18 protein-coding genes are annotated in these 21,658 nt (G+C 40.9%); 14 read left to right on the plus strand and 4 right to left on the minus strand.

Annotated features, from left to right (window positions below; translation table 11 throughout):
• Positions 1-2 precede the first annotated feature (2 nt).
• The 4 genes from BR06_RS0116270 to BR06_RS0116285 all read right to left on the minus strand — a co-directional run bounded on the left by BR06_RS0116270 (position 3) and on the right by BR06_RS0116285 (position 7,038).
• Positions 3-881, minus strand: coding sequence for an efflux RND transporter periplasmic adaptor subunit (locus BR06_RS0116270; RefSeq protein ID WP_031484955.1), 879 nt, complete (start codon positions 879-881; stop codon positions 3-5).
• Positions 882-885: 4 nt separating this feature from the next.
• A complete protein-coding gene (locus tag BR06_RS0116275; RefSeq protein WP_031484957.1) occupies positions 886-2,442 on the minus strand; it encodes a TolC family protein in 1,557 nt (518 codons plus the stop codon).
• Between the two features lie 655 nt (positions 2,443-3,097).
• Entirely contained in the window at positions 3,098-5,680 is a 2,583-nt protein-coding gene (locus tag BR06_RS0116280) for an ATP-binding protein (protein ID WP_169738256.1), read from the minus strand.
• Positions 5,681-5,718: 38 nt separating this feature from the next.
• Positions 5,719-7,038: a sigma-54-dependent transcriptional regulator gene (locus BR06_RS0116285; protein ID WP_031484961.1), complete on the minus strand. Its 1,320-nt coding sequence runs from the start codon at positions 7,036-7,038 to the stop codon at positions 5,719-5,721.
• A gap of 608 nt (positions 7,039-7,646) precedes the next feature.
• On the opposite strand from BR06_RS0116285, the gene BR06_RS0116290 reads away from it, so the two are divergent.
• From BR06_RS0116290 to BR06_RS0116355, 14 genes are all read left to right on the plus strand, one after another.
• Positions 7,647-8,852 (plus strand): response regulator, encoded by a 1,206-nt coding sequence (locus tag BR06_RS0116290; RefSeq protein ID WP_031484963.1) that lies wholly within the window; start codon positions 7,647-7,649, stop codon positions 8,850-8,852.
• Between the two features lie 21 nt (positions 8,853-8,873).
• Positions 8,874-9,227, plus strand: a complete 354-nt coding sequence (locus BR06_RS19395) for a PAS domain S-box protein (protein WP_034603087.1) — start codon at positions 8,874-8,876, stop codon at positions 9,225-9,227.
• 7 nt (positions 9,228-9,234) lie between these two features.
• Positions 9,235-11,697, plus strand: coding sequence for a PAS domain-containing sensor histidine kinase (locus BR06_RS19895; RefSeq protein ID WP_051677144.1), 2,463 nt, complete (start codon positions 9,235-9,237; stop codon positions 11,695-11,697).
• Positions 11,698-11,731: 34 nt separating this feature from the next.
• The gene (locus BR06_RS0116305; protein ID WP_034603088.1) at positions 11,732-12,871 is read left to right on the plus strand and encodes an HD domain-containing phosphohydrolase; all 1,140 of its coding nucleotides are present in this window, start codon (positions 11,732-11,734) and stop codon (positions 12,869-12,871) included.
• Between the two features lie 107 nt (positions 12,872-12,978).
• Positions 12,979-14,136, plus strand: a complete 1,158-nt coding sequence (locus tag BR06_RS0116310; protein WP_031484970.1) for a PP2C family protein-serine/threonine phosphatase — start codon at positions 12,979-12,981, stop codon at positions 14,134-14,136.
• Positions 14,136-15,119 (plus strand): metallophosphoesterase, encoded by a 984-nt coding sequence (locus BR06_RS0116315; protein WP_034603089.1) that lies wholly within the window; start codon positions 14,136-14,138, stop codon positions 15,117-15,119. The genes BR06_RS0116310 and BR06_RS0116315 overlap by 1 nt, the downstream gene beginning before the upstream one ends.
• Complete coding sequence (locus BR06_RS0116320) at positions 15,116-15,541, plus strand: ATP-binding protein (protein ID WP_051677145.1); 426 nt, start codon at positions 15,116-15,118, stop codon at positions 15,539-15,541. Before BR06_RS0116315 ends, BR06_RS0116320 begins: the two co-directional genes overlap by 4 nt.
• 3 nt (positions 15,542-15,544) lie before the next feature.
• Entirely contained in the window at positions 15,545-15,895 is a 351-nt protein-coding gene (locus BR06_RS0116325) for an EamA family transporter (RefSeq protein ID WP_031484976.1), read from the plus strand.
• 10 nt (positions 15,896-15,905) lie between these two features.
• The gene (locus BR06_RS0116330; protein WP_031484978.1) at positions 15,906-16,262 is read left to right on the plus strand and encodes a DMT family transporter; all 357 of its coding nucleotides are present in this window, start codon (positions 15,906-15,908) and stop codon (positions 16,260-16,262) included.
• Between the two features lie 9 nt (positions 16,263-16,271).
• Positions 16,272-17,021, plus strand: a complete 750-nt coding sequence (locus BR06_RS0116335; protein WP_031484980.1) for a dolichyl-phosphate beta-glucosyltransferase — start codon at positions 16,272-16,274, stop codon at positions 17,019-17,021.
• A 38-nt stretch (positions 17,022-17,059) separates the two neighbouring features.
• Positions 17,060-17,395 (plus strand): STAS domain-containing protein, encoded by a 336-nt coding sequence (locus tag BR06_RS0116340; protein WP_034603090.1) that lies wholly within the window; start codon positions 17,060-17,062, stop codon positions 17,393-17,395.
• Positions 17,396-17,406: 11 nt separating this feature from the next.
• Positions 17,407-19,218 carry a glycosyltransferase family 2 protein gene (locus tag BR06_RS0116345; RefSeq protein ID WP_031484984.1) on the plus strand — a complete coding sequence of 604 codons (1,812 nt, stop codon included), beginning with the start codon at positions 17,407-17,409 and terminating at the stop codon, positions 19,216-19,218.
• A 31-nt stretch (positions 19,219-19,249) separates the two neighbouring features.
• Entirely contained in the window at positions 19,250-20,608 is a 1,359-nt protein-coding gene (locus BR06_RS0116350) for a DUF3131 domain-containing protein (protein ID WP_031484986.1), read from the plus strand.
• Between the two features lie 2 nt (positions 20,609-20,610).
• The gene (locus BR06_RS0116355; RefSeq protein WP_031484988.1) at positions 20,611-21,657 is read left to right on the plus strand and encodes a hypothetical protein; all 1,047 of its coding nucleotides are present in this window, start codon (positions 20,611-20,613) and stop codon (positions 21,655-21,657) included.
• Position 21,658: the final 1 nt, after the last annotated feature.

The raw sequence follows: 21,658 nt of genomic DNA on the forward strand, positions 1-21,658 counted from the left end.
CATTAACGAGAATTACGGCAATCGCTGTTGCCTTCTTTCATTATAAAAAGCTCTGCACTACCACCCAAACGGGCCATAGCTTCTGAATTGTCAAACTCCGCCTTGATTTCCATAAAACCGGAAGCGGTATCGATCGTCGGTGAAAGAAACGTCACCTTTGCCGGAATAGCATCCATGCCAGTTCCAGTGAAAGAAAGACAAGCGTCCGTAGCAACGCTAAACAACTTTCCGACAGACTCTTCTGCACTACCTACAAAGCGCCCTCTATCAGCTTCGACCAGCCTGATAAGCGGCTCTTGTGCCTGAACACTTTCACCGGGAGCTTTAGAAATTGTTGCAACAACTCCGGCAACCGGAGCATGTAAAATTCTACGCCTAAGCTTTTCATGGGCCAGATCAAGTTCAATTTTTTCAAGCTTCTTGCTCATTTTAAGTCTTGCTGCTTCTGATGCAGCTTGTGCAAATTCGAGCTGCTTAGTCTCGAAGTCTTCCCGGCTGGCAGCCCCATCTTTATAAAGGCTTTCAGCAGATTCAGCTAACCGAAGCAAAAGCTCTTTGCGTTTTTCAGCAAATTTCAATTCATCTCTGGACTTAAGCTTCAAACTACTCTGAGAAACTTCCAATTCTTGAAGTTCCTTATCAAGAAAAAGAAGAACATCTCCTTGTTTAACCAACTGCCCCTCCTTAACCTTTATACCAGATATCCTTCCAGCTTCAGGCAACCCTATCTCTATATCGTAGTATGCTTCCGTGAACCCTTGAACTACGATTTCTGGAGTTGTCGTATCTTGTGCTTGTAAAGCAACAGGACTGACAATAACGGCAATCAATATGAGAACAGAGAAAAAGATTAGCCGTGATACTCTATTTACAAAAACCATCCGGCTATGCCCCTTCTGAGATCTTACATGCGGTACAGAGTCTTCCTTCGGCGAGCCAAAGTGTCAGTATAGCTTTTTTAAATTCAACTAACTTCTCTGCCATAATCAGCTCAGATTCGATAAATTCCTGTTCCTGAACAATAAGATCTGAACGGGCAATACGGCCCTGTTTGAAAAGTTTATATCCGTCTTCAAGAACTTTTCTCTGAAAATCGACAACACGGGCCAACCCTTTTGCTTCATCATAAGCTGTACCGACTTCTTTGCGGGATGTTTCAAGCTCGTCGACAATTATGCCGCTAAGGTTAGTTAAAGACAAAGAGGCTTGATCTTCTCGCCTTTTCGCAGCTTCAAGCGCGCTCTCTTCGGAAACTCCACCACCAAGAGGAACACTGATTGTAGCTCCTACAGTCCAATATTCAAAGCCACTACCAAGCTTGTCATAGGCGTCATCCCAATTGCGGCCCATACCTGTCTGACCATATTCACCGTCTAAACTTACATCCCAAAAATTCTGGTTATCTGCATACTCTACACGCTCGCCTTCGAGATCAAGTTCCAACTTAGCAGCAAGATAATCCGGGCGATTTTCCAAAACTTCCTTTCGGCTCATTTCACTATAAACCCCGGCAAGGTCCAGTTCTGGAAGAAGATTAGAAACTCGTATGGCAGAATTTGTAGCCAGGCTTGTGCCTACTAACATTTGACGGATATTGGATGCAGAACGGCGGACCGCTTTTTCTGCAAAATGGTATCTAGCCTTACGCCTCGCAAGACTCGATTCAGAACGGAAAATTGCAGAAGTAGGAACTCGCCCCTCCTGAACCTGCTTACTCACGATACCTGCAATTTCGCGAGCTAAAGCAAGCATTTCAGCTTCCAAAGTTAGTTTAGTTTGAGCCAACAACATATCATAATAACTTTGCCCGGCCTTAAACACGGCTATCAATCTAGCGCGATCCAAATGAAGTTCAGCAATCTTATGTTCACTTTCCGCGATTCGAACTTTAGTAAGATTAACATTTGTTCCAAAATTTTTAAGCAACGGCTGAGACACAGCAACGCCGACTTTAACCTCTCTCTGACGACCATACTGATCACTATCCTGCAAACTGGTTGAGGGGTCTCTAAGCTCGTGCACCAATTCAACAGAAGTCCCTGTGGGCAACAAACTAGAAACGCCCATAGAACCAACGTTATCATTCCTTTGATAAATAGATTCATTAGAGCGGATTGCAGCCTGATCAGCATCATTCTGCTCGCGTTCGTATTCACGTGCAAAAGACATTTCGAGCATAGGTTCAAACAATCCCCACGCATTTTCGATGCCTTCCTTAGCAATAAGCATTTCTAAAGTTTGCCTGCGAATAGACTCATTCTCGCGAGAAACAGCAGTCAAAAACTCAACTTCTGAGAGGGCAACTATGCCGCTAGAAGGACTGCCAACATTCGACGCTGGTACCTTTTGCGCTAGAGCCTCAAAACCAAACAAAGGCGAACCAGTCACGGATAAAGCTGCCGCAAAAACAAAAACCATTACAAGCTTATAAAAAAAACGCATATATACCCTTCACTAAAAAAGTATTTTTAATAAAAATAGACAAAAAAACACAAACCAAAATTCTATAACTACTTAAGACGAGACAAACCGGCCCCGACGTTTTTTACTAAAAAAACCATTCAACTCAGCCCAACTTAACTTAACTTAACTTAACTTAAACCTGCTTAAACAAAAAACACGTGTTGACTGATGAGTCAATACAATTACCAACACTTATGCCCAAAATAACAACACAACAGACTCTAACCAGTTCATCCTGTTTTTTTTAACACAACTTCTACACAAACAAATACTAAAAGATTAAATTAAGACACAGTTGGATAAATTTTGCATACAAAACTAAGTCACAACAAACTAAAGTGCACTTTATTTCTCTTCAGTTGCCACCAAACACCATAAACACACATTATAGGAACTTTTTTACGTAACAACACAATATAGAGCACAATAGTAGAAATAAAGTGCACAACTATCTCTAAAAGAAATACCTTGCCGCAAAAATAGGAAATTTATTGCTGACAAAAGACTTTTGGTATTTAGATTCTAAAGAAAAAAACAGACCTGTATAACGAGAATTCATCAAAACGAGGATGAGAGAAGATAAAAGCGGACGGAAATTAATTATTCTGGCAACGAAACCACGAGAGGAAAACACTTATAAATCTTGAATAGATGCAATAGCCTTAACAAAATCAGCACATGAGAAAACCACTACGGCGGCGACAGAGCCAACCTGAGTATGATCCTCACCATACAAAACCCCTTCTAAATCCTCAAATTTACCACGCAAACTGTCAAATTTAAGTAATGCAGCTGTTCCCCGCACTGAATGCAATATAACTTTAATTTTTTCAAAATCAGAATTTTCAAGCAGCCCTTTCAGTTCTGTAATAAAAGTTTCCACTCGAACTGAGTAGGCCGTAAGTTGCCGAAAATAAAAATCTATATCTCCAAAATAATCTTTTTCTGCTGCCTCTGCATTAATTCCGACAATTCCCAATTCATGAATTCTTGCAACAAAGTCAGACTTTATGGTTGTCGAATTTTCTTTTTTTACCCCTAAGAAACGGCTCAAAGTACTACGCAACACTTTTAAAGTAACAGGCTTGCCCAAAAAATCAGCGAAACCGATATCCTGAGCGCGCTTGAAGGTTGAAGTGGTTTTATCAGCACTAAGAGCGACAATCACAGGTGCTTCGTCACCCAACTCTTCTAAAATAATCTCTGCAGCTTCGAACCCACTCATAACAGGCATCTGAATATCCATGAAAACTAACGAAAAATTACCATTCCTAACTTTTTCAACAGCCTCAGAACCATCACGTGCGGTCTCAACGACTATATTCAATGAAGAAATCATTCTGGAGAGAACACTTCGATTAATATCGGAATCCTCAACTAAAAGGACCGGCAATTGTACAGGGATATCATACAAAGCTCCTCTCATTCCAAGAAATCTCCGTGGTATCAGACTCTTATCCAGCTTTAAAACATCGGCAACAGTCAAAAACAATTTACGGATAGTAAGAGGCTGTACAAGTACGGGGACGGACTCAGATATAAACTCTGTTGCTCCAAGAGGTTTTGGATAAAAAATCAGCTTAGATTTACAACCACACATTTCAAGTTCTTTTACAAAGTCTATACTTACACCACAATTTTCACTTGCATCAATTACAGCGAGTTCCGGAAAAGAACTCCCTAGACTGTTCAAATACGTTCTCAAATCTTCAAGATTTGACTTTTCTACGACCTTGAATCCAAATAATTCCAAAATGTTTTTCATTTGCTGTGCAGCTAATTCCCGTCCAACAAACAGCAAAGCCTCACATCCTTCCCACTGTTTAATAGAAGAATCATCATCACTACCCAATCGGAATGGTAACGTAACTATAAACTCACTGCCTGATCCCGGAGCACTCCTAACCTTAAAACCACCTTCCATCAGAGTGACAAGCTTACTGCATATAGCTAAACCAAGGCCGACTCCTCCATAATTTCGTGTAGTGGAGCCATCAACCTGAATGAATGATTCAAAAATCTTTTCCTGATTTTCAACAGTAATGCCTATTCCTGTATCCCTGATGCTGAATTTCAAAACAAAATCATGAAACTCATCTTTTATCATACTCACGGACAAGCAGATCATTCCTGTCGGGGTAAACTTTACAGCATTAATTAAAATATTAATCAAAATCTGGCGCACCCTGTTACTGTCTCCGACCAAACAGGGTGGAACATCTGAGTCTACAACGAAAGAGATGTCTAACCCTTTGGAAATACCTGCCCCCGCAGTTATATCCATAACCTGGTCTAAAACTTCATCAAGATAAAAAACAGAACTGTTTAAAAGCACTTCGCCAGCTTCAATTTTTGAATAATCTAGAACATCATCAATGAGGCTTAAAAGAACATTTGATGCGGAATGAATGGTTTGCAAGTCCTCATCTCGACCTCCCCTGCATTCAGAATCAAGATTCAAATCAGAGAGACCCATAACTGTACATATCGGGGTGCGAATTTCGTGACTCATGGTTGCCAAGAAATCACTCTTAGCTTTACTTGCCGTTTCAGCTGAATCCTTTGCGACCTGAAGAGTTTCATTCATACGGTCTGCCATGAGCATGACTAAGCAAGATATAAAAAGAATTTGAAAAATAATTGAGGAAAGGTACAGAATAGGGAACATAACCGTTTCGCTCATAAGGTCTGAGCTGCTTAAATATGAAGTTAGCGCAATCAGCCAAAACAAATAGACCCCACCCAGCAGGGCAAAAACACTTCCAAAAATTTTATGAATAGAACGGGCTCCACGGAAAAGTTCTAAAGCCATCATTAACTCGTAAAAAGTCATTGCTCCAAATACAAAAAAACAACGCATATATAAACTAGGGTCGACCATTGAATAATAATAAAGACCTGTAGAAGGAAGCATAATGCATAATAAAAGTCTTCCAAGTACCTGCTTACGCTTCATAAAAACGCGCATTCCTGCCCAAATACATACAGTACCCGCAAAAACGAGAAAATTTGCAAAAAACATTGAAACAATGGTAGGGATATACCCCCTAAGGGCAACTAAAAGACTTCCAGTTCCAAGGACAATGCAACCGCCCCCCCACCAGAGAGTGGCCAGCCTTTCTCTACTTTTAAAGCCAAGAAAAATAACCGCCAAACCACTGACAGCACTAATCAAACCATAACTTAGTAATAAAGTTCTTAGATCAATGATATTCATAACCATGGCTCCATGCTCAACAAAATTTTCAGACCAGATCAATTCAATCCATATTTTTTAAGCATATTATACAACTGGCGAGAAGAGACTCCAAGAGCAATCGCAGCACTCTTTTTATTGCCGCCAGTCCGACTGAGTATTATCTTGATAAATTCAGCTTCAGCTTGCATACGGACTTCCTTCAGAGAAGAAGGTTCCCCCGCTCCCACTGGAAAATGTTTATCTCGCAAAACATCAGAGGTTTCCACTTCGTTAAGGTGAGGGAGAGAAAGAGTTCCACTTTCTGCGTTGCGAATAAGCCTGAATAAAAGTTGCTCCAAACCTGCAAAGTCATCAACATAAGCAACACGTGAGAGCTCTTTCATTAATTTATAATCAACACCTTCGACATTTGTTCCCAACTTTGCATTAATAAAAGCGCAAATTTCAGGAATTAGTATAGGAATATCCTCACGCCTATCTTCCAGACTTGGCAGCTCAACCCTTAGCGACCAATAATTAAAAAATAAATCTAAACCAAACCTATTTTTTAAAACCAGCACATCGTTTATGGCAGAAGAAGAAATAACCATGCCGGGAGAATTGAAACTATTTAAAGCAACATTCTTTTCAATATTACACAGAAATTCAGCGAACATACCAGAATCAGCTTTACCTACATCTTTTAAATAAAGTGTTCCGCAACTCTGATAAACCTTACCAGCTTCTTCCAATACATCCCCATAATGTGCATTATTGCAATCTTCACAACTTAGGGCAGGAATATCAATTTCAAAAAAAGGAGCCATACGGTTTTTAAGTTTTGAATGAATATGCTTTGCAAGAGCCTTTCGACCAGTTCCAGTCTGACCGACTATCAAAAGGTTCTCTCGAGTTTTCGCAAAGTGATCTGCAAGGTTAAGCACTCTTGATAAATGAGCGCCTCGAGTTTTTAACCTACAATAATCCATGTCGGAGTGAACATCACTAGCATCTAGATTGTCTTCACCACTTATTTTCTCGCATTTGCCCACATCAGCAATAAGCTTCTCTACAGGATCACCTTTCACAAAATAGGAGCTAGCACCTTTGCGCATAGCTTGAACCGCTGTATCAACGGATGCATGGGCTGTAATAATGATAACTTCAACCTGTGGATAATATCTTTTAGCTATATCTAGCAGTTCGATGCCACCCATTTCAGCCATTTTTAAATCAACAAGTAGAAGCCCATAATTTTTTAAAGACAAAGCGTCCAAAGCACCAGCAGGGCCATCTGCGACCGAAACGTCATACCCTGCTTTTGTAAGCGCATGCTTAAAGAAAAGAGCATCAATGGAATCATCTTCCACAATAAGTACGTTCATTTTTTTAGTCATAAGCACTCACTTATATAATTCTCCCATTTCATATTAGCCCATATACGCATAAAATATTCTTTTAAACAGATACATTACAAATAATCATTGCCAAATTATTTTGCAACACGTTTATTCTGTATTTATTATAATTAACAACAAAAATATGAAGACAAATATGATTACAGGCAGAGCGCACGATAAGAATGCGGAATCAAGTACATTGAGTTACGCGGAAAAACAAGGGCTATAAGATGCGAGAACGGACCTGAGTAACAAGCTTCAAGATCTTACAGTAAAAATGGAAATCCGGCTGGAATATATTCAGTCATAAAAACTTCAGCAGATTAAGAACTGGAAGAACATTTACTAAGTACTTTACCATCGGTTATCAATAGAAAAGAAGTTTAAAAACAGCTTTCTATTTAGTTACTTTTTCCCAAAAGCAACAAATATACCTCTGACCTCATTCTACTTTTCCCACACAGATATATAATTATTTTTTTACAGCAACTCTGAACTTAATTACAAATCTAAGTTGTATAAAAAGATCGAATATCTTAGTCTAAAAATCACTAAATATTCAGTACCTCTTAAATATTATCTGTCCACAGTTAAGAATACACATAATGAAACATAAAATTTTATTTGTAGACGACAATCAAAATCTGCTGAGCGGAATCAAAGCCATGCTGCGCTCTAGGAGAAAAGAGTGGGCATGCCGATTCGCATCCAACGGAGAGGATGCTGTGAAATTGATTCAGCAGGAATCATTTGATGCAGTTGTTTCCGAAATCCATATGCCTGGTATGAGTGGTATTGATTTTCTTAAAATTGTCGAAAAACTCCAACCGGCTACTATTCGTATAATTCTTTCCGGCTATTCCGAAGTTCAAACTATCCTGAAATCGACTACATGCGCGCATCAATTTATTAGCAAACCATGCCGCTCTAAAACCCTTATTGAAACAATACAGCGTTTAACTAAGTTGCGTCATATACTTAATAATAATGAAATAAGTACCATGGTTGCCCGGTTAAATTCCCTCCCCGCTATTCCAGACCTATATTTAAAAATATGTGCTGAACTGGAAAAAGCAGATCCAAGTCTAGACCGAGTAGGAAAGTTTGTAGAAAAAGATCCCGGAGTCTCAGCCACAATACTCAAGGTAGTGAATTCTGCTTTTTTTGGATTTTACAGCACAATATCCTCCCCTTCCCATGCAGTCACTCTACTAGGCACTGAAGCTGTTAAAGGACTGGTACTTGGGGTACATCTGCTGAATGAAATTGATTTATCATCTCTCGCTGGATATTCAGTTGATAAACTATGGACCCATTCCCTGCAGACTGGTGATTTTGCGAAGACTATCGCAAAGCTGGAATCAACTGACAAAACATTCATCGGAGCTTGTTATGTTGCAGGAATTCTTCATGATGTAGGTAAACTTATCTTCGTAACTAATATGGACTCCATATATAAGCCTGTTCTTATAGAAGTCCGAAAAATGGGAGGTCCAATCAGTTTAAGCGAAAGTAACAAACTCGGAGTCAACCATGCAGCAATCGGCGCTTATTTGCTGGGGTTATGGGGATTTCATGAAGATATTGTCTCGGGAATATCCGATCATCATACCCCTGAAGAATCAGGAGAAGGACTAACAGTTGCGCTTGTAGTTCACGCTGCCAATACGTTACAACACGAACTTTCATCCCCAGACTCAAACTTTGTTTTCTCACCGATAAACTTAGAATTGCTAGAAAAACAAGGTTTCAGCGAACGGTTGCCAGAGTGGCTGGAAGCATGCGGTAAATGTATTAATAAAACTGATTAAAAAAGGATTAAGGGATAAAATATGACGATAAAGGAACTGTTAGAAAACAACGAGAAGCCTGTTATTGCGGCTAACACAAATGGAATCATCACAAGCATCAACACCGCTTTTACTCGCGAATTCGGATGGACTGAAAATGATCTCAAAGGGAAACCACTCACCGCAATCATTCCAAAACCGCTGAGAGACGCACATCAGCTTGGCTTTTCCGCTTTCTTGTCTACAGGTAAAGCATCAATCTTAGGTCAACGTCTAGATTTAGAAATAGCAAAGGCTGATGGTTCAATCGATTTAGCAACACATTTCATTATTAGTGAAATAGTTAATGAAAAGCATTCCTTCGCTGCAATGATTGAACCCAGCAACAAGGAGTAATGTTGTCATGAGCGAAGGCCAAGAAAGCCTCATAATCGAACTTCGATCGATAATTGGTCGCCTTGAAGCAGTATTAAGTTCAATAGACGAAGCTCTGCTATGGACAGATGAAGATGGGAAAGCCAAATGGTGCAATGACAGCTTCGCTAAGCTTATAGGACTCAAGCGAATTTTCATCATGGGTAAATCCGTGACGGATATTTTTCACCTTTGCCTGAGAGGTCAGAAACTACCTAACGAAGCTCATCCTTTGTTCCTTTCTTTATTACACAAGAGCTCGCAACAAGGAGACTTTACTTTCGGCCCTAGCGACATTCCATTATTTGTAAAAGTTCAATACCTTAAGATGAAAGAAACTCCGCCAAGCACCATAATGCTGGTCAGAGATTCTTCGCAGGAAAAAGAACTGGAAGAAGTCAGACTGCAAGGAGCGGCACTTGCTGCTGCAGCTGATGCGATAGTCATTCTTGATATTAACGGCCGAGTACATTGGATAAACAATGCCTTCACCCGAATGACTGGGTACGATTTTGACAAAATTTACGGAAAGACTCTCAGCCTGATCAAATCCGGCATGCAATCAAAAGATTTCTACCAAGAAATGTGGAAAACTATACTTTCGGGTTCATCTTGGTCTGGAGAACTCATTAATCGTCGCAAAAATGGCGAACTCTACCACGAATATCAAACTGTAACCCCTGTAACTAATTCAAAAGGTAGAGTTACAAATTTTATTGCCATAAAGAATGACATTACAGAAAAAAAAGTAGCTCAAAAATCTCTCGAAAATAGAGAAGCAAAACTCTCAGCACTATTTAATGGGATAATTGATGCCATCGTTACTGCAGATTCCACAGGCAAAATCGAAACAGTTAATCCTGCTGCAGAAAAAATATTTGGGTACGCACCCGGTGAACTTACTGACAAAAATGTTCGTATTTTAGTTCCGCCAGAACTCAGGCCTGACCATGACAGCTATATAAAACGCTACCTCGAAACACGAATTCCACGTATTATTGGTACAGGACGAGAAATAGAAGCAGTACGTAAGGACGGTTCAAGGTTCCCAATCGAACTTTCAATCACCGAAATTATTACGGATGACGCAACTATGTTCACAGCCATAGTTCGCGATATTTCTGAACGGAAACGACAAGAAAAAGAGCTTTCTCTTTTAAATGAGAAACTTGAGCAAAGGGTTCGAGAACGTACGCTAGATCTAGAGAACAAGACTCTTGAGCTGATGGAAGAAGTTGCAGAACGAAAGCGTGCAGAAATGCAAATCAGGCAGAGCAGCGAACTACTACGATCACTGCTTGATGGAATTTCAGCTGCATTCATTATCTTAAATTTGGAAAAAAGAACTATCGTTGAAATTAACGGTGTTGCTGAAAACATGTTCGGTCTTTCAAAGAATCAAATTTTAAATAAAAATTGCGACCTCATTTTTAAAGCTCAAGGAAGCCCTCTCGAAATAGTTTGCCCTGATTCCATGGAAGGAGAATCACTATCTGAAACTTATGTTCTCAGTGCTAACGGTACCACCCTTCCAGTTTCGCGACATGTACTTCCAATAACAATAAAAGAAAGACCCCATTTAGCATTAATCCTTTTTGATATAACCGCTCGTAAAAACCTTGAACACAAACTGGCAAGAGCACAAAAGCTTGAATCCATAGGCAGGCTGGCCGCAGGTATTGCACATGAAATTAATACTCCAATCCAGTATATTGGAGATTCAGTTCAGTTTATAAAGGAAGCTTTTGATGACTTTCTGAAATTGTCCGAAATCGAAGAGAAAATAATGGAGTCATGCAGAAAGTTCGAAGACTTCAGCGAAATCATGAAAAAAAGGGATCAAATTGCCGAAGATGAAGATACTGACTTCATCATGGATGAGATACCGGAAGCATGTACAAGAGCACTTGAAGGAGTTGAACGAGTGGCAACCATTGTCAGGGCTATGAAAAACTTCTCTCATCCCGGACAAAGTTCAAAACAACTCACTGACATTAACAAAGCTATAACAACAACTCTGACTGTAGCTCGCAACGAATGGAAATATGCCGCGGAAGTTGACCTTCAACTTGGTGACATCCCAATGGTTATGACTCTTCAAGGAGATATTAACCAAGTACTTCTCAATATGATTGTCAACGCGGCTCACGCTATACGCGATAAACATGAACCACTCGGTAAAAAGGGTGAAATAACAATTGCTACAACTAAAGAAGAGAGCTTCGTTGAAATAAAAATATCCGACAACGGAACAGGTATTTCTCCTGAGATATTAGATAATATTTTTGATCCGTTCTTTACTACCAAAAAAGTAGGAGAAGGAACCGGGCAAGGCCTCGCCATTGTTCATGATATAATCGTGAACAAGCACGGAGGCAGCATAGATGTAGAATCTAAATGGGAAGAAGGAACAACTTTCATCATCACCCTTCCCTTGGCAGAAACCACATAGCTAATAAGACGCGCAAAAAAAACAGGATAAGAGGATGGGAAAAGCCAGAATTCTATTTGTGGACGATGAAATAAATTTACTCAAATCTGTCAAAGCAATGTTCAGAAAACAGTACTCCGTTGATATCGCCGAAGGCCCCGAAAAAGGGCTTGAAATGATACAAAATGGGAATAAATATGCTGTCATTATTTCTGATTTGAAAATGCCCGGCATGGACGGCATTGAATTTTTACATCGAGTTCAAAAGATAACCCCCGACACAACACGCATAATGCTGACAGGACATGCGGACGTTGAAGCAGCAACTCTGGCAGTAAATAGAGGGCATGTATTCCGCTTTCTTACCAAACCGGTACAAGCCGATGAAATGCGCCGCATTCTTGATGCAGCGACAAAACAGTATTCGCTGGTTACCTCGGAAAAAGAGCTTCTGCGCGGAACATTAAGGGGATGTATTAGAGTACTTACAGAAGTGCTTTCAGTCGTTAGTCCAGAAACATTCAGCCTAAGTCAGCGCATCAAAAGTCTGGCCGTAAAAACAGCAGAACGCAGTGGTATTCGTAATACAAATCAACTTGAACTAGCTGCGATGCTTTCCCAATTAGGCTGCATATCCCTAAGCGAGGCAACTTTACACAAAATTCACTCTGGTGAAGAACTTACAGAAATTGAACAAAAAGAGTTTGCAGCTCATCCCTCCATATCAGTGAAATTACTTTCTAATATTCCGAGGCTTGATCAGGTTGTCGAAATAATAAGCAATCAAAATAAACGTGTAGACGAATTTCCAGATATGCCTATTGAATCTAAAATAATTAAAGCCTGCCTCGACTTTGAAACATTTAGAGGCAGAGGGCTGAGCTCATCCGCATCCTTTTCTGAAATGAAAAAAAACAGCGAGTGGTACGATCAAGATATACTTGAATCTTTAGAAGATTCAGCCACAATTAAAGATCACTATGAGAAAAAAATGCTACCAGTTTCTGACCTTAAACCCGGAATGATCATGAATCAAAATTTAAGCACCTCAACGGGAGTTTTGGTCATAGCAAAGGGGCAGGAAATCGGAGAAGCAATTCTTGCCCGGTTGAATAATATTGCACGTAACAATAAACTGCCAGATCAAATTAATGTTCTAATTAACAAAAGACATTTCAAAACGAATAGCAGCTAGATTTACACCTGTTTATATTTATTTTTTTATTTAATAGACCCACAGACATAATTTAATATATAACAAATATTACAATCACTCAGAGAGTCAACGACAGCGAGGAAAAGATGAAACAGAGGGTCCTTTTCATAGATGACGATAAGAATATCCTTGCCTCCTTTCGAAGTCTTCTTCGCAAGGAGTTCATTGTTGATACAGCTTCTCACCCGGAAGAGGGGCTTGCTATGTTCAAGGAAAAGGGTCCTTACCCAGTAGTCGTCTCCGATTTGAAAATGCCTGACATGAATGGGCTGACCCTGCTTTCGAAAATAAGCAGCTTAAATAAAGACACTGTCGGTATTATACTTACAGGACACGCAGACTTAGAAGCAGCTGTAACAGCCCTGAATCAAGGTTATGTATTCCGCTTCCTTACTAAACCTTCTGACAAGCAAACTATTGTAAACGTAGTCCGTGCAGGACTTGATCAATACAACCTGATCACTGGGAACAAGGAAAAGGAACGGATAATAAAAGAGGATTTAAAAGCCGCTGCCTTTATTCAGGAAAGCTTTCTTCCCCATAACCGTAATGAAATAGAAGATCTATCGCTTAGCTGGCTGTTCAAGCCCAGTGATTATGTCGGTGGAGATATGTTCGACCTGATTCACCTTGATAAAGATAATTCCTTTTTTTACATACTGGATATCAGTGGACATGGCGTTTCTGCAGCTCTCGCCGCCGTCTCCGTATCTCTTCTGCTGACACGTTCCAGCCACCTGACCAACCCCGAAACAGGAGAAATAAATCCACCTTCTGAACTTTTGCTGCAACTGGATAATGACTTTCCAATCGAGCGGCTGAATAAGCATTTCACTATGTTTTGCGGGATAGTAAACTCTGCTCGCAAAACTCTTCGCTACAGCAGCGCCGGCCACTTGCCACCGATCCTGCTTCGCAGCAATGGAGAACTTGAGTACCTTGAAAAAGGCGGCAGTGTAATCGGTATGAATTCAGGAATTCCATTTGAAGAAGACGAAGTTCCATTCAATCCAGGGGACAGACTGATCAGCTTTACCGATGGAATATCTGAGTATCAGTCGCCTTCTGACGAAATGTTCGAGATGGAGAGATTCATTTCTCTAGTTCAAGAATATCGAGAAATGTCCTCCCGTGACATACTTGATGGTATTTATGACAAAATGATGCAATTCGGAGAAAACCGCCCGCCTCAGGACGATGTTACAATCTGCTGTCTCGATTTTAAACAAAAAAGCGAAGAATAATGAGCTCTCTATCACAAAATATTTTTCTTGAACTAGCTGTCAGGATGGGCCAGGAATCCATTTCTCGCCGCTTAATCCTGCAAATTGACCACTCCGCAACCTTGTACGGAAAAGGTTACGGACATGTTCATCTTGAAAATTTAGAAAGCTTTACTCGTTTTGTAGGGACTGTATTAAAACTATCCGGCATGGCCGAGCGTGGAAAGAACAACAGCCTTGCATTTAGAACAGAAGAACATGCTATAACATTACCAGAACTCCCGGACGCTTTTGACGGATTTAAAATACTGCACCTCTCAGATATCCACATAGACGGATTTATTGACAATGGGGTAGCTCTTATCTCGTTAGTAAAATCCCTAAAATATGACCTCTGCGTACTAACCGGAGACTACCGCTTTCTTACCCACAATACATATGAAGATTGTTCGCTAGGAATGGAACTTCTTCTGGAAAACATACACTGCCCTCATGGTATTTATGCAATACTGGGAAATCACGATTTCATTGAACAGGTTCCATCTCTGGAAAAAGCAGGTGCACAGGTACTTCTAAATGAAAACGCTCTTATCGAAAAAGAAGGCGAACAACTATTTATTGCCGGCGTAGATGACCCTCATTTTTATGGATCTCATGACCTTGAAAGAGCACTCCAATCAAGGCCGGATAAAACGACCACAATTCTACTCTCGCACTCACCAGAGTTATTCGCCGAAGCAGCAAAGTCAGAAGTGGACCTCTACCTTTGCGGCCATACCCACGGCGGTCAGATTTGCCTTCCCGGAGAAGTCCCGCTCATCACACATGCGGCATGTCCACGCAGCATGACAGCCGGGCACTGGGAATATAATCAAATGATAGGATACACTTCGCGCGGCGCAGGATGTTCAGGAGTTACTGCAAGGTTCAATTGCCCACCGGAAGTAACAATCCACACCTTGCGTAAAGCTAATCCAGAACATTCGACCGGAGGCGGAGCATGAAAACAAAATTTAACATAACTGAAAGATTCGGCTCCGACCTGAGTAATCTTTCCATAAGCGCTGCAATGGTGAAACAATGCAAAAAAGAACTTTCACTGCCAGACAACATTGCCCAGAAAATTGACCTTGCTGTATCGGAAGCAGTGTCTAATGCCATTCGCCATGCAGAAGCTTCAAAAGAGGATGGAATTGAGCTAAGTTTCAAACTTAAAGGACAGAATCTTATCATTAGAGTGGAAGACAATGGTCCGGGATTTGATTTCGATAACGTGGTGGAACCAGATTTAGAAAACCATCCTTCGGGTGGCTATGGGGTTTTCCTTATCAAGCAAGTTATGGACAATGTTGAATATAAACGAGCCGGCGAAACAAACGTGCTGGCTATGACCAAAAACATCGCCGTTAGCGAATCGGAGAATTAGCAAATGGAATATCTTCTGGTTCTTGTTTCAGTCATGATGACAACACTCGGACAAATATTTCAAAAACTTGGTGCAATTCGCATCAAGAGTGAAATGGCTGAGGGAAAAGGTGTTATGGCTGCAGCGTCCAATATCCATATCTTTATGGGAATAGGCTGCCTCGGACTGGGAGCCTTTCTCTGGCTGCTTGTATTATCACGCATGGAACTAAGCCTTGCTTATCCTATGCTAAGTCTTGGCTATGTACTGGTCACAATAGCTTCAAAATATCTTTTTAACGAAGAAGTCCCCCTGCATCGCTATGCAGGAATAGCTACTATAATCTTCGGCATTATCCTTATTTCAAGAAGCTGAGAAGGAACATATGAAATCATACATGCTTGTAATCTTATCCGTTGTTCTGGGTGTTATAGGACAGCTTTTTATGAAAAAAGGAATGCTGGCTATAGGACCACTCTCAAACCCGGACTTGATGACCTTTTTCCACATAATATTTCAACCGTGGGTTTTCTGCGGACTCGCATCTTATGGGATGGCTATGGTTTTATGGGTTGCTGTCCTTGGCAGGCTGGACCTCAGCTACGCTTATCCGCTCTTAAGTTCTGGCTACGTGCTTGTCGCTCTTGGTTCGTGGTGGATGTTCGGTGACACAATTTCAGCATCACGCTGGGCAGGAATTATTGTCATTTCAGCCGGCGTCGGCCTTACTGCAAAGAAATGAGGTGTTAAAATGAATAATTACGAAGAAGATATTTATCTTTCTGTGGTTATCCCAGCTTATAATGAGCAGGAACGCATTGCAGATACACTTTACACGATAAAAGAATTTCTTTCCAAGCAACCATACAAAAGTGAAATAATTGTTGTGGATGATGGAAGCAGAGACTGGACTACAGAAGTGGTTAAGGCTGTCGACATCTATAGCAGCGAAATGAATGACCAGAAAGTCAGTGCTATCTTGGAAAACGTGAAAAATGTAGGAAAAGGATTTTCTGTCGCAAGAGGTATGCTCCGCACATGCGGGAAATACATTCTATTCTCAGACGCAGATCTTTCAACCCCTATTGAAGAGGTAAATAAACTGCTGCCAATTCTAGAACAAGGTTGTGCGGTAGTAATAGGTTCACGCAAAATGAAAGAATCAGAAGTTGAAAAAAAACCTTTTTACCGAGAACTGATGAGCATCTTTTTCAACTCTGTTGTCGGCCTTTTTGCCATCCGAGGCATAAAAGACACCCAATGCGGATTTAAAGCGTTCCATAGCGAAGCAGGCAAAGAAATTGCTAACAGGCAAAAACTCTACGGCTTCAGCTTTGACGTGGAACAGCTATTTCTTGCCCGCAAATTAGGATATTGCATCAAGGAAGTTCCCGTAAAATGGAGCCATGCCGAAGGGTCCACAGTAGATCCAATAAGAGACTCCATCAAAATGTTTATTGACGTTATGCGGATACGTTTTCTGCATCGCGGAAAAGTTTAATTTTATACAAAAGAACGCCCCATAGAAGGAGAATAATTATGCTTAAAATTGATGTAAAAAACGAACAAGACATATGTATTATCACCCCGGACACACCACGCCTTGACGCAAGCACAGCCGTGGACTTTAAAACTGCCCTTCTGAACTTAATTAAAGAAGAGCAGATTAGAATTTTGCTTAACTTAGAACACATTGATTTTATAGACAGTTCCGGACTTGGAGCCATCATCTCTGCTCTACGATTAGTAGGAGTAAAAGGAGACATAAAACTGTGCTGCGTCAATGAACAAATTATTGAACTGCTCAGACTTACAAGACTTGATAAAATCTTAGTATCCTTCAAAAACGAAAAAGCCGCTATAGAAGGTTTTTAAAGAAGCGAGATATGAAGGAATTCTACTTTTCCAAATTTGAACACAGAACGCCCTACAAACCCGTTCCTTATTCGGGCAGCAGGCAATTTCTGTATCAATATCTGGCTACCATAAATATTGCTATGGGAGTCTGGTACTTTCACTGGCGTTGGTTTTATTCTCTCAACACAGAAGCTCTCTGGTTTTCTATTCCGCTAGCACTGGCAGAAACGCTTGCATTCTTAAGCACAACCCTTTTCATCATCAACCTTTGGTCTTACCGCGACGAAACGCCCAAAGAACCTCCGACAACAGTTAATGATATTCTTGCGGAAAATGATAAACAACCTGTCGACAGGCCAATCATAGTAGATGTTTTTCTGCCGACGTATACAGAAGACCCCGAACTGGTCCGCTATAGTATCCGTGATTCCAAGGCCGTCACGTATCCGTTCCCTGCGGATATCCGTATTCATATTCTTGACGATGGCAAAAGAGATGAAATGCGACAAATCGCCGATGAAGAAGAGGCTAACTACATCACCCGTGATGATAACCGAGGATTCAAAGCCGGTAATTTGCGCAACGCCATGGAACAGACTTCTGGCGATATCATTGTCATTCTTGACGCTGACACTCGCCCTTTCCCTAAATTTCTGGAACGTACTCTGGGATATTTTAGAGATCCGGATGTCGCATGGGTTCAAACTCCGCAATGGTTTTATGATATTCCCGAAGGCATAACTCTTGAAAAATGGCTCGGGAAAAAAATTGGAACCGTCGGCTCTTTCTTCGGAAGAATGATTGAGAAAGTTATTGGTCCCATAAACATTGGCCGCGACATATTCGGAAGTGACCCACGCATGTTTTATGACTGTATCCTCAGAAAACGTATGAACTTCAATGCTGCATTCTGCTGCGGAGCTGGCTCTTTACATAGACGTGAAGCTGTACAGCGTGCTGCTCTTATTCGTTATGCCGATGAAATAGAACGCCACGCGGACCACGTCAGCAAGGACACAGATGATCCCGAACTAGCCGAAGCTATGCGTTTTGGCGCGATCAGAGGCTTCATGAGCGAAACTGAAGTTACTCCTTATAAATATCACGTATCTGAGGATATTTATACGTCCATGCTTCTTCATGCCGACCGATCCAGACGATGGAAGTCAGTTCATCACCCTGAAATACTTTCAAAGATGCTATCCCCTCAGGATCTTGAAGCATACCTTACCCAAAACTTTAAATACTCTAGCGGTACTTTAGACCTTCTTCGTAGAGATAATCCAGTCTCACTTCCCGGATTATCTTCCGGGCAAAGACTGATGTATTTTTCATCAACTTTTTCATATTTTGCGGCATTCTGGATGGTAATTTTTCTGATCACTCCACCAATATTTTATTTCACCAACATTGTGCCTGTAAACGGATTCAATCTGGATTTTTTCATTCACATTCTGTCTTTTCAGCTTATCAGCCAGATAACCTTTATGTTCGGAACATGGGGCGTAAATACACTTAGAAACGTACAATACTATGTAGCATTTTTCCCACTGAATATAAGAGCAATATGGACAGTTCTCAAAGGCAGTGACATCAAATTCAAGGTGACGCCCAAGACAGGTGAAAGCAGAGCAAGGTTAGACTTAGTTCGGCCGCAAATTTTTATTATTGCTTTAAACTTTGCAGGAATATTCTGGTACATCGGAAGAATATTCCTTGGCTACGAGTATGATCTACTGGGGTTCATAATTGCAACCTTCTGGTCGCTTCTGAACATGTCGTCGCTCATGGTTATAATACGTGCGGCAACTTGGAACTCGAACAGCAATCAACTGAAATAAAAAGTAGTTTATATAAGTATTGGAGACAAAGATGAGTTTCAAGAATGAATTGCTGGAAATGCGAAGTCAAATTGCCGTAATTTTGGGGCTTATCACTACAGGCATAATCATATTTTTCCTGACCGATCTCAGCTACCTGCAGACCGAGCGTATTGTCACAGGTACAAGTTCTGAAGGAAAAGCAGTTCCGGCAATCACTTTCACTGCAGACATCCCCTTTGCCGAGCGCCGCAACTTAACAGCAGATGAAATTAAGATGGCTAAAACTGCTTGGACATACTTTGAAAACAACTGGAACTCTGAAACCGGGTTAGCCGATTCAGTTTCCGGGTTTCACTTCACCACACTGTGGGACACATCCTCATATCTGCTCGGACTTATTTCAGCACATAAGCTTGAAATTATCAGTGATGACAATTTTCATAATCGTATGACAAAGGCTCTCGATTCATTAGCTAAAATACCTCTATATAATGATGAACTACCTAACAAAGCTTACGACACAAAATCCCTTTCCATGACAGATTACCAGAACAAGCCATCTGATACAGGCACAGGTTGGAGTGCTATCGACATCGGTAGACTATTCGTCCCATTCAACGTGATCATGTACGAATACAGTCAATACACACCAAAAGTCAGAGAAATAATATCTCGTTGGGATTTCAGCCGTATGTTTATAAATGGGCAACTTTTCGGAGTCACATACAAAAACGGCATTGAGCAACTTAATCAGGAAGGACGTTTAGGGTACGAGGAATATGTGTCCAAATCATTCGCATTGCTTGGATTCGATATCAGTGAAGCTTACAATTATTTAGACCATACTGGTTTAGTGGAAATTGAAGGAGTGGAAGTCCCTGTTGATATTCGCAGCTCAGCCCGCTTTGGAGCACACACATATGCTCTTAGTGAACCTTATATTTTAGACGGACTGGAGTTCGGATGGGACTATTTTTCAAATGAATTTTCTTACCGCATATACCTTGCTCAAGAAAAAAGATGGGAGAATACAGGAATACTGACAGCAGTTACCGAAACAGCTCTGAACGAAGATCCTTTCTTTACTTACAACACAGTATTTGGCGAAGGAAAACCCTGGGCCTGTCTCACTTCCGAAGGACTTGAATCATCCAAATGGAGGACACTGAGCACCAAGGCCATATTTGGTTGGAACAGTCTATATGACACGGAGTATACTGAAATGCTCCTTGAAAAAACGTTGCAGCTCGCCACAGATAAAAATGGATTCTATGCCGGAACTTATGAAAGTGACGGCAGAATAAATTCAGTTACCACCTGTAACACTAATGGAGTCATTCTCGAAGCCCTGTGCTATAGAAAATTCGGACCATTCCTCCGGATTCAAGGTAAGGGGAATAATAAATAATCATGTTCTCTGGCAGAGAATGGATACTTGCAGTGTTTCTGGTGCTACTCTCAAGCACCATCTGCTATGGAGAAGAAGAACCACTATATATAAAGAATATTCCTAGTCCGGGAATGAAAACACTTGGTCAAAAGAATAAGGGCTGGAGCTTTCTGGACATGATGGAAAGGTCATTTAAAATAGATACGGAGCGATTTAACGGCAAGCACTCTTTCGGTGAAGTCATGGCAAGGGAAATGTCTATAAATGTAGGTTATACAACAGCCGTGGCAGCCACGGAGCAGGCAAATAGCAACGGAGATTCTCCTAAGGATATTGTAAAGCAAACTGTTACTGAAACCATTGGATTTAACGGGCTCTCACCTTATTACGGCAGAGTTACTTTCTACCAGTATCTGGATTCTAACTACCAACAAGGGTATGAGCCGGATTTCAGTTACAGCTTCGGAGTTGCAAACTATGCCCCGGATACGCTTAGTATTGAATACTCAAACTACGGCGGAAACAGACTTTCCCCGAAAGTGGGTGAGGAATTTACCGATTTAAATCAGGGAACAATAACAACGACCTACAGGTTTGAAGTACCTGAATCGATTGTAAGGTTCCTGCACCCTGATGATGAAGCCCGATTTTTGGGATGGGCGTCATATAACCTGACACCTGAATATCAACAGGGAAGATGGTGGAAACAATGGTTTGGATTAGGAGTTTCAGTTCCAATATGGAATAATGTGAGCCTTTGGGCACAGGGAAACCTCTATCCAGATTCATCACAGACAACAGCTGGTGATCCTGATTTTACATATGGATTCGGTTACTACGACTGGTCTCCCGGAGGATTTATTCTTGCCTTTAGCAGTTATGCTCCTAACGGTTTTCCGTGGGGAGATAGTAACAAAAAAGGGGACTTCATGGATGGAAGTGTATTTTTCGGATATAATCTTGATCTTGAGTCCATCTGGAATTTTTTCGCAGGCAAACCGAGTCTAACAAAATCAAAGCCAAGCAAAGCCCGTCCACCATGGGGACCGGGCTATATGGAATGGTGAG

It is taken from the genome of Maridesulfovibrio frigidus DSM 17176, from assembly GCF_000711735.1.
Taxonomy (GTDB): domain Bacteria; phylum Desulfobacterota; class Desulfovibrionia; order Desulfovibrionales; family Desulfovibrionaceae; genus Maridesulfovibrio; species Maridesulfovibrio frigidus.